Origin of the sequence: Bacillus haimaensis (assembly GCF_048270625.1) — a bacterium.
GTDB classification, from domain to species: Bacteria; Bacillota; Bacilli; order Bacillales; family Bacillaceae_I; genus Sutcliffiella_A; species Sutcliffiella_A haimaensis.
In genome coordinates this window covers 3,530,567-3,542,680 of sequence record NZ_CP158164.1, presented here as the reverse complement: position 1 = coordinate 3,542,680, position 12,114 = coordinate 3,530,567, and the positions used below count along the sequence as shown (strand labels likewise).

The 12,114-nt window shown below is 40.7% G+C and carries 13 protein-coding genes and 1 pseudogene; all 14 read left to right on the top strand.

What is annotated here, in order from left to right:
• The first annotated feature begins 23 nt into the window (after window positions 1-23).
• The 14 genes and pseudogenes from ABN702_RS18005 (at window position 24) to ABN702_RS17940 (ending at window position 12,042) form a co-directional block, all read left to right on the top strand.
• Entirely contained in the window at window positions 24-1,475 is a 1,452-nt protein-coding gene (locus ABN702_RS18005) for an MBOAT family O-acyltransferase (protein WP_417898130.1), read from the top strand.
• Between the two features lie 51 nt (window positions 1,476-1,526).
• Entirely contained in the window at window positions 1,527-2,432 is a 906-nt protein-coding gene (locus ABN702_RS18000; RefSeq protein WP_417898129.1) for a hypothetical protein, read from the top strand.
• 353 nt (window positions 2,433-2,785) lie between these two features.
• Window positions 2,786-3,322, top strand: coding sequence for a DinB family protein (locus tag ABN702_RS17995; protein WP_417898128.1), 537 nt, complete (start codon window positions 2,786-2,788; stop codon window positions 3,320-3,322).
• 59 nt (window positions 3,323-3,381) lie between these two features.
• Window positions 3,382-3,734: pseudogene (locus ABN702_RS17990) on the top strand (YciI family protein).
• A gap of 46 nt (window positions 3,735-3,780) precedes the next feature.
• Window positions 3,781-4,449 (top strand): Type 1 glutamine amidotransferase-like domain-containing protein, encoded by a 669-nt coding sequence (locus tag ABN702_RS17985; RefSeq protein WP_417898127.1) that lies wholly within the window; start codon window positions 3,781-3,783, stop codon window positions 4,447-4,449.
• A 90-nt stretch (window positions 4,450-4,539) separates the two neighbouring features.
• The gene (locus ABN702_RS17980) at window positions 4,540-4,734 is read left to right on the top strand and encodes a hypothetical protein (protein WP_417898126.1); all 195 of its coding nucleotides are present in this window, start codon (window positions 4,540-4,542) and stop codon (window positions 4,732-4,734) included.
• Window positions 4,735-4,997: 263 nt separating this feature from the next.
• Window positions 4,998-5,252, top strand: coding sequence for a spore coat protein (locus ABN702_RS17975; RefSeq protein WP_417898125.1), 255 nt, complete (start codon window positions 4,998-5,000; stop codon window positions 5,250-5,252).
• A gap of 166 nt (window positions 5,253-5,418) precedes the next feature.
• Window positions 5,419-6,693: an MFS transporter gene (locus tag ABN702_RS17970; RefSeq protein WP_417898124.1), complete on the top strand. Its 1,275-nt coding sequence runs from the start codon at window positions 5,419-5,421 to the stop codon at window positions 6,691-6,693.
• A 402-nt stretch (window positions 6,694-7,095) separates the two neighbouring features.
• The gene (locus ABN702_RS17965) at window positions 7,096-7,437 is read left to right on the top strand and encodes a DUF5661 family protein (RefSeq protein ID WP_417898123.1); all 342 of its coding nucleotides are present in this window, start codon (window positions 7,096-7,098) and stop codon (window positions 7,435-7,437) included.
• A 214-nt stretch (window positions 7,438-7,651) separates the two neighbouring features.
• Entirely contained in the window at window positions 7,652-7,972 is a 321-nt protein-coding gene (locus ABN702_RS17960; RefSeq protein WP_417898122.1) for a cupin domain-containing protein, read from the top strand.
• Between the two features lie 269 nt (window positions 7,973-8,241).
• Window positions 8,242-9,114 carry an AraC family transcriptional regulator gene (locus ABN702_RS17955; RefSeq protein ID WP_417898121.1) on the top strand — a complete coding sequence of 291 codons (873 nt, stop codon included), beginning with the start codon at window positions 8,242-8,244 and terminating at the stop codon, window positions 9,112-9,114.
• A gap of 164 nt (window positions 9,115-9,278) precedes the next feature.
• Complete coding sequence (locus ABN702_RS17950; protein WP_417898120.1) at window positions 9,279-9,608, top strand: PadR family transcriptional regulator; 330 nt, start codon at window positions 9,279-9,281, stop codon at window positions 9,606-9,608.
• Complete coding sequence (locus ABN702_RS17945; protein WP_417898119.1) at window positions 9,605-10,795, top strand: DUF2812 domain-containing protein; 1,191 nt, start codon at window positions 9,605-9,607, stop codon at window positions 10,793-10,795. Before ABN702_RS17950 ends, ABN702_RS17945 begins: the two co-directional genes overlap by 4 nt.
• Window positions 10,796-11,082: 287 nt before the next feature.
• Window positions 11,083-12,042, top strand: coding sequence for a tRNA dihydrouridine synthase (locus ABN702_RS17940; protein ID WP_417898118.1), 960 nt, complete (start codon window positions 11,083-11,085; stop codon window positions 12,040-12,042).
• Window positions 12,043-12,114: the final 72 nt, after the last annotated feature.

The window sequence follows — 12,114 nt, the reverse complement described above, 5'->3', positions numbered from 1 at the left end:
TTTATTTTTTAACAGGTGGTTGGATGAGTTTTATATCAATTGAGTTTCTCCTATTTTTTGCAATAATCGTTTTTACTTATTATTTAATCCCACATCGATTCAGATGGGTCCTTTTATTAGTAGCAAGTTACGTTTTTTACGCGATCTTAAGTATCCAATTTGTACCGTTACTACTTGCAAGCACAGTATTTACCTATTTTTCTGGAATTGTAATTGAAAAACAGGAGACAAAAAGACAGAAGAAAAACGCCATGCTCGTTGGGATTTCCGTGCTATTGCTTTTTCTCGGTTGGTTTAAATATGTTAATTTTGTAAATGAATCGCTTCGAGCCGTTGCAAACTACTTTAATTTGAATTATTCCATACCATATCAGGAAATTGTATTGCCATTAGCGATTTCTTTTTATACTTTACAGGCAGTAAGTTACCTTGTGGATATCTACCATGGAAAACAAAAAGCAGAAAGACATTACGGCTATTTTTCAATATTTTTTGCATTCTTCCCACAATTGGTTGCGGGGCCGATTGAACGTGCCAAGAAATTACTTCCACAATTAAAAGCGGAACATAGTTTGAATTATGAAAATTTAAGCTATGGGATGAAGCGAATTGCATGGGGTTTTTTTAAGAAGACATTAATTGCAGATCGGCTAGCTCCAATTGTATCCAGTGTTTTCGATAATCCTAACCCGACTGGTTCACAAATCGTTCTAGCTACTATTCTATTCTCGATACAATTGTTCGCTGATTTTTCAGCGTTGAGTGACATTGCCATCGGTTGTGCCAGAATGCTAGGGATAAAGTTGGCAGAAAACTTTAAGCAACCGCATTTTGCAGTTTCGATATCGGATTTTTGGAATAGATGGCATATAACGTTCTCTACATGGCTAAGGGACTATATCTTTTTCCCGTTATGTAAGGGGAAAAAGAAAAGAAGTGACATTTATGCAGCAATTGTTATTACTTTTTTAGTAAGCGGAATTTGGCACGGAGCCGCTTGGACTTTTGTTATATGGGGTCTAATTCATGGGTTTTATCGAGTGTTTGGAGATTATACAAAACATTTGCGTGGAGAAGTAGCTTCATTTATTCATTTGGATAGAAATCCAGTGTTCCATAAATGGGTGAAAATTGCAATAACCTTCCTACTAGTTTGCTTTTCTAGAGTTTTTTACCGATCAGATTCCGTCACACAAGCTTTTGAAAATGCACAACTTTTCTTATCCATTAGCTCCTGGAATCCATTGGGAATCGTTAAAGCGTTTGAAATATTTACGCTACTAGATTTGGTGATTTTTGTATTTTTCTTTATTGTTTTTCAACTATTTCAGTATATTGAAAGAAAAAATGTTTCAACATGGAAATTGCTATCGCAGCGCCCGACATTTGTTAGATTTGCATTTTATATTTTTATCATTCTATCAGTCCTTATATTCGGTGTTACGGGTAAAGGGTTTATTTATGGCGGATTTTAATACAAATTCCATGGGAAAGAAACAATGTTTTGAAAGGAATTGCTATGTGCTATGGGACGTCTATTCATTAAGTTAACAATAATCATTACAGTTGTTATATTACTGTTTATGCCAGTAAATAAATTCGTAAAGGATTCTTATGATTACAACATTAGCCATGCAATACTGGCTTTTAAGAAAAATCCAAATCCAGTTGATATCATCAATCTGGGTGCATCTCACTCCATGTACGGTTATTATTTTAAGCCTACGGGTTTATCCCATCTGGACTTAGCACTTCCTTCTCAGACGCTTCAATACGATTTTAAATTGTTAAAAGAATACGGCAAGTACCTTAAACCTGGTGGTGTAGTGATCGTTTCCATATCTCAAATTTCATTCGCAAATTCTGAGACCAAGAACGTAGGTAATTATTATAAAATTTTGGATCGTACCGATATTGAACCGTTTAGTGTACTTGATTATTACAGTTACTTGTACTTACCCGGGGCAAATAACGGGAGTTTTCATTCAGCGCTCTCGGGTAAATTGAAAGAATTTAGATGGAATGCTCATCAGCCTTGGGCAAATAACGGCAAAAATTACTCCGAAAGAAAGTATGAGAGAGTAGAAGACGAATACAGAGAAGCAGTTGAAAATAATAACATTGAACAAAATGTGAAGCAGTTAAGAGAGATTGTAGATTATTGTAAAGAGAAAGGCTACCAAGTAGTATTAACCATGGAGCCAGTACATCAGTCTTATCAAGAATATTTAACTGAGGAAGTCATGAATAGACTTGTTTTTCAGTACGTAGAGCCTCTTGAATTAGATGTCCCATTTTTAAATTATATGAGTGATCAAAGATTCGTAAACAACAAAGATTATTTTATCGATTCAGATCATTTAAACAGAGAGGGAAGAAAAATGTATTCTTGGATTGTATACAAAGACCTCAAGATATTGGGCTATTTATGAGCGAAATAAATTTTTTTATTTACTATATGGAAGATTTCTTTTCAGTTGATGTGAAGCTATACTTTGATGATTTGGGGTAAGAACTGGTGTGGATGCTCCCCAAGAAATATTCTCCATAGAAGAAAGTATAATTGAACCAACTGACTTCGATACCTAGAAATAATGGTATATTTTTAAGTAGATAAAGAAATCGATAGAGGACCTTTCTGACTAGCCGGAAAGGTCCCTCTTTATTTTGTGATTCATCTTAACAGGAATTATTGTGCGTTTTGTCGAATGCGAATAACTAGTGAATAAGTAAAAGCATCAGGAACAGAGCCACATTCTTTAAAGTGAGGGGAGATTGCAAATGAATGAACCTGAAACTGATGGATGTTTTTCGCATGGAATATGACTTTTGTTGGGATACAGAGACCTGGTTTGCACCTCTGGAATCGGCGCTTAAGGGGTTGAATTCCATAAATGCCAGTTGGCAACCCCCTGGTGGAGGGAATACAATTTGGCAAACTGTGAAACATCTTAACTATTACAACGCCCTGCTTGTTAAACAGGTCAATGACACCACCACTGGGGAAAATGTGTCGAATAATAAGGCTACATTTGGAGATATCGGGGAAACAGTAGATTCTAAATGGAAGGAAATCTTGGCAGAGGATACATTTGGATATGTCGGTGACCCGGCAGATTCTGAAAAGTGGAATGCCGTCTTGGCAGACACGCTCCAAATTTGTGAAAGTTTGCGTAGATCACTGGCTCAAGTTAAAGACAGCCAGTTGGATGAGGAACTTGCCGGGCGACTGGCTCGTCAAATTTTACACAACGTATATCATACAGGACAAATTGTATTAATTCGCAAACAGCAAGGCTCTTGGCCAAAGGTGCGAGAATAATAGTCTATTTCGCTCAAGTGGATGCGAATGAGATTTTTCTAAAGAAGGAGGAACAAATAATGCTATTTATGTTGATTGTCAAAGCCTCAAAGAATTCGGAAGGCAACAACCTCCCGAATCCAGAGCTAATGGAAGCCATGACGAAGTACAATCAGGAATTAGTGAAGGCTGGCGTACGGGTCATGGCGAAAGGACTTCATCCAAGTTCAAATGGGATGCGCCTTTCGTTTCCGGAACCGGGGGACAACCCGTGGTTACGGAAGGTCCATTTTCAAACACGAAAGAATTGATTGCCGGCTTCATACTGATTGATGTGAAATCGAAGGAAGAAGCGGTCGAGTGGGCCATGCGGATGCCTGACCCACAAGGATATGGAGAAGGTCAAATCGAGTTGCGTCAAGTATTTGAGTAAGTGGAAACACTGTTAGCAATTAATAATAAACGAGGAGTTGAGGGTTATGAAACTTTTGCTTACTTCTGCAGGGGTCAATAACAAAAGCATACATGACGCGTTGGTGGATATGCTGGACAAACCGATTGCCGAGTGTAGCGCCCTTTGCATACCCACTGCGTTGTACGGACACCCCTGGGTAGGCCCCGGCGTCAATGCCTGGGAGTTCATCAGCGGAAATTCCGAGAATCCCATGGTCGACTTGGGCTGGAAGTCCGTCGGCGTGCTGGAGCTCACAGCGCTGCCAAGCATCGACGAAGAACGCTGGGTGCCGCTGGTACGGGAGACGGACGTCCTACTGGTGGCGGGCGGCGACGCTCTCTACCTGTCCCACTGGATGCGGCAGTCCGGACTGGCAGATCTCTTGCCGTCGCTGCGTTCAGTCTATGTGGGAATGAGTGCTGGGAGCATGGTGATGACACCTAACATCGGGGAATTCTTCGTTGGCTGGACTCCACCAAACGGTAGTGATAAAGCGCTGGGTCTGGTCGATTTTGCAATGTTCCCGCATCTGGATCACGAGATGCTGCCGCATAACACGATGGCTGCTGCAGAGAAATGGGCAGCCAAGATGCAGGGGCCGGCGTATGCAATGGATGATCAAACCGCCATCAAAGTAATCGATGGAGCGGTCGAAGTTGTATCCGAAGGGAATTGGAAACTGTTTACGCCTTGATCTTACGCGTGAAAGCAGTAACTGTGCTTGAACCCCTTTAACCGGTTCTGTAAACTTATTGAAAAATAGAATGAAGAGGGGTGTTTTTATATGGATGCAAATAAAAAATGGCTCTCCATTCCTAAAGATATAAGAAATCAGATAACAAAAAATGTTTTTTGTAGGCATTGTACAGATGCCGTTACAATTGAGAGTTTTACGATTGAAGACGATCAATTTGGAATCGTTTTAAAAGGAAAGTGCCAAGAGTGCGGACATAAAGTGACAAGAGTTGTTGAATCTTAACCTGTTAGTAATGGATGTCTTAAAGGTGACTCCATTTGAAGTAGTTGTTGTTTTCCTTTAAAGATATAATGAGAAAGGCAGGTGTCCGATAAGGATAATCACCTGCCTTTTTTCTTGTGAAAAGCATCGGAAAAGTCCTCGATGCTTTTCCTTCATCGACTACTTATAAAGTAGGCAAACGCACATCTTAATGGGTACAAGTTTATAGACGTATGTCCATTGAATAGGATGATATGGAGAAACTTGAAGGGGGGCAACGCATAGTGAATATAAATTATCATGATTTTCGTCAGGAGAGAAGAATAGGTCGTCCAGGGTTTGGATTAGGGGGATTTGGTTCAGGCTTTGGTTTCCGTCCGGGTCTAGGATTTGGCCGTCCAGGCTTTGGGTTTGGTTTTGGCCTTCCGTTTGTAACAGGATTGGCTGCAGGAGCATTATTGGCTCCAAGACCATATCCGTATCCATACTACTATCCACCTTATCCTCCATATCCATATCCACCGTATCCTTATTATTGATGATAGAACCTTTTGAAAGCAACTTGTATTGATGCATTCCAATAAGATGTTGGGATGCTTTTATTCGTGCTCACAGGTCAGGTCCCCTTGATTCATTTTAAATACTGTTTCTACTGTTACAGGAAACCCATATATATAAGGTAAAAGCTAACAGGAGTAGATATCAATGGACAATCAAAATAGTAAATTTAGATGGGTTATATTTACTTCTGTATTGTTTACATATTTAATAATGTCGAGCCAGCGAACGGCTCCGGGGTTAATTACAGACCAATTGATGATCGATTTTGGTGTAACAGCGGCAACGGTTGGATTAGTGACAAGTATCCAATTTTTTGTATACACTGGTTTGCAGGTTCCAATGGGTATGTTGGCTGATCGTTATGGGCCAAATTTTTTACTTATTATCGGGGCGAACCTTACAGGTGTAGGTACAATCATTTATAGTTTTGGCACACATGAATTTGTCCTGTTTTTTGCAAGAATCCTTACGGGAATAGGGGATGCGACCATCTGGGTCAATATGGTGCTGATTTTAAGTCAATGGTTTAATGAGAAGGAATTTACTCGATTAATTGGTTTTGCAGGAATGACAGGTAGCCTGGGGTTCCTTTTGGCAACGGTGCCTTTCTCCGCGTTGATTGTGTTACTTGGTTGGAGGGGAGCATTTCTTTCAGCTGGAATCCTCTTATGTTTACTAAGTATTTTCCTTTATTTTGTCCTCGTAAAAAAATCACAGCAATCATTTTTTGTAGCCTCAAAAATTCAACGAGAAAAAACTTCGGTTCTACTACGAAGAATACTCTCGAATCGGCAGGCATGGGCGTTATTTTTGTGTCACTTTGGGATTGTCGGAGGGTATATCGGATTTATAGGGTCGTGGGCAGTGCCATATATGATGGATGTGTATGGAATGACACGCTTAGATGCAAGTCAGCTTATCATGTTTAGTCTAATTGGAGCGCTTATTGGAGCACCTCTGATTGGATGGATTTCAAGTTGTTTAGCAACGATTAAACGGCCTTACATTGTTTTTCATATCACGGTTTTATTGTGTTGGTCCATCTTTCTAATATTTAGAGAGCATCCACCATTTTATTTACTGATTATCCTTTTCTTTATCATTGGCTTTGGATTTGGGTCAAATTCCTTAACCTTTGCAGTCGTTCGTCAAACTTTTCCTATAACAGAAACGGGCATTGTAACTGGGTTTGCGAATACGGGCGGATTTCTGAGTGCAGTACTGCTGCCAAGCATCATTGGATATATATTGGATCATTTTCAGTCAACTTCAGGTAGCATTGGTGATGGATACTACTACGGTTTCTTCACTCCAGTCATCTTCTCTATTTTTGGTCTAATTGGAGTGATTTTGATTAAGGAAAAGCATCAGGGGGCAGGACGAGAACCAAACGAAAAAAGAACGGACTTTTCAACATAAATAACCTCTTATAAATTGGATGTGAATGCACCAGCAACCATGTGTTACCACATATAAACTTCACATGTCGAGTGCTTTTCACAAATCGCAACCGAGAACCGTCCCTTTGTCGTCATATCCCCGTATCCTTATTATTGATGTGTCTTTGGTGAAAATTGAACACTAAAAGCATATGAAAAATGCAGGGGGGGTTAATGCTTTTCACCTGTTTTTTTCTTTGTTATAATTTGGCTGTTTGTTTGCGATATTTTCTGGGTTCAGTATGCTTACCAATCTATATGGCCCTGAATAACTTCAGTTTGATTTAGAAGCATCAATTTTTGGGAAATCCATTTTTTGTTAGAACACCTGCCGAAAAGCATCATATAGTACCTTTGACTATGCTAATTTGGAGGGGTACTGATGCATTACTATCCATATCGATATTATTATTCCCCATACACTGGAAGAACCTATCAGTCAACGAACAACAGAGTTATAAGTAGTTTCAGCATGGAAGAGGCTAAGGCGATAGCTTTACTACTGGGAATTGATTTTTCAACAAGCCCATTTTCGCTTTATGAATTTTGGAGCGGTGTAAATACAGAGCTTGAACATGGTAAAAGATCTCCACAAACCAATGTAACCGGTGATGACCCACTGCTTACTGGGAAAATAGCGCTTGCGCATCTGAATGAGTTCCCTGATTACTATCAAAGGTTAAAGAAGCTAGAAGATGAAGCGAAGGCGTTTTGGGGAAAATAACGGAAGCAAAGGACCAAAGTCTTTATTTTCTCGTGGTTACTTCAAATAAAATAAGAGAGATGAAATCTCGGGAATCAATTTCCCCTGAATTCATCTCTCTTTTTTATTATACAGCATTTAACCATTAATTTACAGTCTGTTCTTGGTGTAATTTCCATTATATGATAATAGTCTCTAGGAAGTAACCTTTCACAATTAAACTTTGGAGGTACATATGAAAATATATAAATTTACTAAAGATAGTGGTAAGGAAATTACAAAGTTTAATTCAGATTTTTTCATAACCCGCGTTATACAAACGGAGAAGCCGACTCACATAGGTTGTATGTATCTAGAAGAGAACGGAGTCGTTGGATATCACCAAGCCGTAGTACCCCAGCTACTATTAATTCTGAGTGGAGAAGGTTATGTATGTGGGGATAATAAAGAATACACTAAAGTACAAACAGGCGATGCTGTCTTTTGGGACAAAAAAGAATGGCATGAAACTAAGACAGAAAGAGGGCTGACTGCGATGGTTATAGAGAGTGAATAATTAAATCCTGCATCCTATATGATCCACAGGGACAGGTTCCTCGGCCCCATTTGACTTAGCGGAGAACTGGTATCTCTGATCACGCTGATCCATGGCTTGAACAGTTTTCCGAGGGCTTTATCTTCCTCCGGAGGTTTGGGTGTTGATTGATACGGAAAAGCCAAGGTCTGCTGAAGGGATTCTTCCGCTGCAACCGACAAATTCGTGCACATAAAGTCGGAAGGCTACCTTCAACTCCTGTTATTCTAATAATGAAAGGAGGTCGTATAATGGATTTGTTAAAAAGCATGAATGATGCCATGAGGTATATCGAGGATAATCTTACGGACGAGATAGACTTCAAAGAGGTGGCGAGAATCGCTCATTGTTCTGAATATCATTTTAAGAGAATGTTTTCTTTTCTTGCCGGCATTACATTATCAGAATACATCCGCCGTAGACGAATTAGTTTGGCAGCATTTGAGTTAACCAATAGTAGAATGAAAATAATCGATGCTGCGATTAAATATGGCTACAGCTCACCCGATTCGTTTACCAGGGCTTTTTACAATCTGCATGGTGTCACTCCATCAGAAGCAAGAAACAATGGACAGCAGTTAAAGACATATCCATCTATGACCTTTCAATTATCGATTAGAGGGGGAGATGAAATGAATTACAGAATCGAACAAAAAGAAGCATTTAACATAGTTGGTATCATGAAAAGGGTCCCTATCATATTTGAAGGAGAAAATCCGGAAATAACAGCAATGTGGAAATCTTTGAGTATGGAAGACATAGATCAATTGAAAAAAGTCTCTAATGTAGAGCCACAAGGGATGATTCAAGCTTCTACAAACTTTTCTGAAGGGCGGATGGAAGAAAAAGGAGAGCTTGATCAGTATATAGGTGTAGCAACAACCCAAAAATGCCCTGAAAGCTTTTCAAAACTTGAAGTACCTGCCTTGACCTGGGCGATATTTGAATCAATGGGACCTTTTCCAAGTACGCTGCAGATTACTTGGGGAAGGATATACGCAGAGTGGTTTCCATCTTCCATTTATCAGATAGCGGAAGGCCCCGAAATCCTCTCCATCATAACCAAAGACTTAACCTCACAGTCTGTGAAAAGCGAAATTTGGATTCCTGTTAAGCAACGGTGATAAAAAAACAAGGTAACGGTTCTCTGCTTCAAAAGCAGAGAACCGTTACCTTGTTTCCTTTCACGTATCTTTACAATTCTTCTTGTTTTATTATGTCACAACGTGATATAGTCATATCATGACATATCTCACCGCGATGTATCGAAAAAGAAGAGGTGACAGGATTGGAACTGACAAAAGTGATAAAAAAGTACATACCAATGACAGAAACGGCGTTTTACATTTTGCTGTCATTGACGGAGCCTCGGCATGGCTATGGGATCATCAAGCATGTGGAGGAGATCTCCAATGGCCGGATACGCTTGGGCTCGGGCACGATCTACGGAACGCTGACGAAAATGCAGAAGGATGGGGTCATCACGGTGTTTGCGGATGCAGAGAGAAAGACGGTGTATGAAATCACCGATACCGGAAAGGCCTTGATTACCGCAGAAATCGAGAGGCTGAAGGAGCTTCACGGAAATGCATTGAAGTACAAGGGGGAATTTTTATGAAAACAGTTTTCAAACCATTATGGAGCTACGATGTGCAGAAAACGGAGCAATGGCTTTCCGAACAGGCAAAGGCAGGCTATCATCTCAAAGAGCTGCACAGATTCAAGCGCGGCTTCACTTTTACAAAGGGAGAAGCGAAGGAAGTCACCTACCGGATCGGCTACGATAAAATTCAGACCGCAACCCTTTCCCAAACATTGCGCAGAGATGCTTGGGAAAAAGTCAGCCAAAGCGGCAAGTGGTATGTGATCGCAAACGAAAGACCGCAAGCAGAAGTAACCACATCCACCAGTCGCGATGCCATCATCAAGCGAAACAACTATATCATGTACACATTCATCGCCCTACTCATCTACTTTACATGTACAACGCTTCTGAATGTAGCCATATTCTCCACAGTCTTTTTCTCACGCGGCCAAGTGGAAGTGGTGGAGAGCCCATTCTGGATCATCACCTATCTCGGCGCGGCACTAGCAACAGCCTTCAACATCTTCATGATCTACTCTGTCTGGAAAATAAAGAAGACAAATAAAGCACTATCGAACGAGAACCCAGCAACCTTTACAGGCCATCACACGCTGGAAAAGAAACCCCTTAACAAAGCAGAAGAAAAAGAACTTAAACGCGAAGGTGTTCTCTTCAAGCGCTTCAGGTTCGGATGGATGTACTCCCCGGATAAACTCGAGCAATGGCTGGAGCAAATGGCAGCAGAAGGAAATCGCCTCCACCGCGTACACAAACTCGGCACTACCTTTTACTTCCTGAGAGGCGAACCAAAAAAGGTCAAATTCAGTGCAGACTATCAGAACCTCTCCAAAGACAGCTATTTCGAGATTCATAGACAAGCAGGCTGGAAGGACGAATACCGCTCAGGATCCGCGCTGCAAAAATGGACCATCTGGAGCAAGCCATACGAAGAAGGCGAAACAGCACCAAACATGTACAGCGACAAAACCCATAAGCTCAAGCATGCCAGGAAAGTGGCTTTTTCCTATACCATGCTATTCCTGCCAATGGTCCTTTTATATCTTTTTATTATAAGCATGAACATAGGATATATGCTTCGCAGTGAGGAAGCGTGGACGATACTTAATACGAATACGATTATGTTTTTCTTTTGTATCATGATGTTTGGGACATTCATTGCGAGAAGTTGGATGTATTACTTCAGGTTGAGGAAGGCGTGAAAGTAACTGGCACCTACTCGTATATAGAAACCTGTAAGCGTTAAGAAATTAACGATTACAGGTTTTTTTATTTTCATTAAAGTTTAATGAATAAAATACCATCTGATTTATTGGTAATAAAAATACCATTCAGCACCAATTTTCGTTAAAATAAACATTGTCAATTTGCACAAATTATAATTGTACTTATGATTGATAATAAGTGAGGAAGCATGATATAAGTGTAAAAGAATATTTTTTGACCGAGAGTTAGAAGTTGTATCGTATAGAGAGGATTTGAGTTTGACATGATAGATAATTTTTGGCGTGATTTACCACGGCCATTTTTTGTACTTGCCCCAATGGAGGATGTGACAGATGTAGTGTTTCGTCACGTAGTGAGTGAAGCCGGTCGACCGGATGTATTTTTCACAGAGTTTACAAACTCGGATAGCTATTGTCATCCTGAGGGTATCAAAAGTGTGCGTGGCCGTTTGACTTTTACAGAAGATGAACAGCCGATTGTGGCACATATTTGGGGCGATAATCCCGAATATTTCCGGCAGATGAGCATTGGCATGGCGGAGCTGGGATTCAAAGGCATCGATATCAATATGGGCTGCCCTGTACCGAATGTGGCCACAAGAGGGAAAGGCAGCGGCCTTATCCTGCGTCCGGACGTTGCGGCAGAGCTTATTCAAGCGGCAAAGGCGGGCGGACTGCCTGTCAGCGTGAAAACACGACTTGGCTTTACTGAAGTAGATGAGTGGGAGGAGTGGCTCGGGCACATATTAAAACAGGATATTGCGAACCTTTCCATCCATTTACGTACAAGAAAGGAAATGAGCGAAGTACCGGCACATTGGGAACTCATTCCGCAGATCAAAAATCTACGCGACCGCATCGCACCTAATACCCTACTTACCATCAACGGAGACATTCCCGACCGTCAAGTGGGCCTGCAGCTTGCTGAACAATATGGAATTGATGGCGTCATGATCGGGCGAGGCATCTTCAAAAATCCTTTTGCATTTGAAAAAGAGCCAAAAGAGCATAGCAGTAAAGAATACCTTGATCTCTTAAGACTGCAGCTTGATCTTCAAGACCAATATGCGGAGGAAGTACCACGTTCATTCACAGGGCTTCATCGCTTCTTCAAAATTTATGTCAAGGGATTCCGTGGAGCCGGTGAATTAAGAAATCAAATGATGAACACGAAATCGACAGATGAAGTGAGGGCATTGCTTGATAACTTTGACAAAGAATGAAGCATCGGGCTGTTCCGATGCTTCTTCTTTATGTGGGGAATATAGTGGTAACAAATCAGTAACCCAGCAACC

Excerpts from the sequence above, each read along its gene's own strand:
- ABN702_RS18005 (WP_417898130.1), top strand. The coding sequence starts at position 24 with ATGAGTTTTATATCAATTGAGTTTCTCCTATTTTTTGCAATAATCGTT.
- ABN702_RS18000 (WP_417898129.1), top strand. The coding sequence starts at position 1,527 with ATGGGACGTCTATTCATTAAGTTAACAATAATCATTACAGTTGTTATA.
- ABN702_RS17995 (WP_417898128.1), top strand. The coding sequence starts at position 2,786 with ATGAACCTGAAACTGATGGATGTTTTTCGCATGGAATATGACTTTTGT.
- ABN702_RS17985 (WP_417898127.1), top strand. The coding sequence starts at position 3,781 with ATGAAACTTTTGCTTACTTCTGCAGGGGTCAATAACAAAAGCATACAT.
- ABN702_RS17980 (WP_417898126.1), top strand. The coding sequence starts at position 4,540 with ATGGATGCAAATAAAAAATGGCTCTCCATTCCTAAAGATATAAGAAAT.
- ABN702_RS17970 (WP_417898124.1), top strand. The coding sequence starts at position 5,419 with ATGGACAATCAAAATAGTAAATTTAGATGGGTTATATTTACTTCTGTA.
- ABN702_RS17965 (WP_417898123.1), top strand. The coding sequence starts at position 7,096 with ATGCATTACTATCCATATCGATATTATTATTCCCCATACACTGGAAGA.
- ABN702_RS17960 (WP_417898122.1), top strand. The coding sequence starts at position 7,652 with ATGAAAATATATAAATTTACTAAAGATAGTGGTAAGGAAATTACAAAG.
- ABN702_RS17955 (WP_417898121.1), top strand. The coding sequence starts at position 8,242 with ATGGATTTGTTAAAAAGCATGAATGATGCCATGAGGTATATCGAGGAT.
- ABN702_RS17945 (WP_417898119.1), top strand. The coding sequence starts at position 9,605 with ATGAAAACAGTTTTCAAACCATTATGGAGCTACGATGTGCAGAAAACG.
- ABN702_RS17940 (WP_417898118.1), top strand. The coding sequence starts at position 11,083 with ATGATAGATAATTTTTGGCGTGATTTACCACGGCCATTTTTTGTACTT.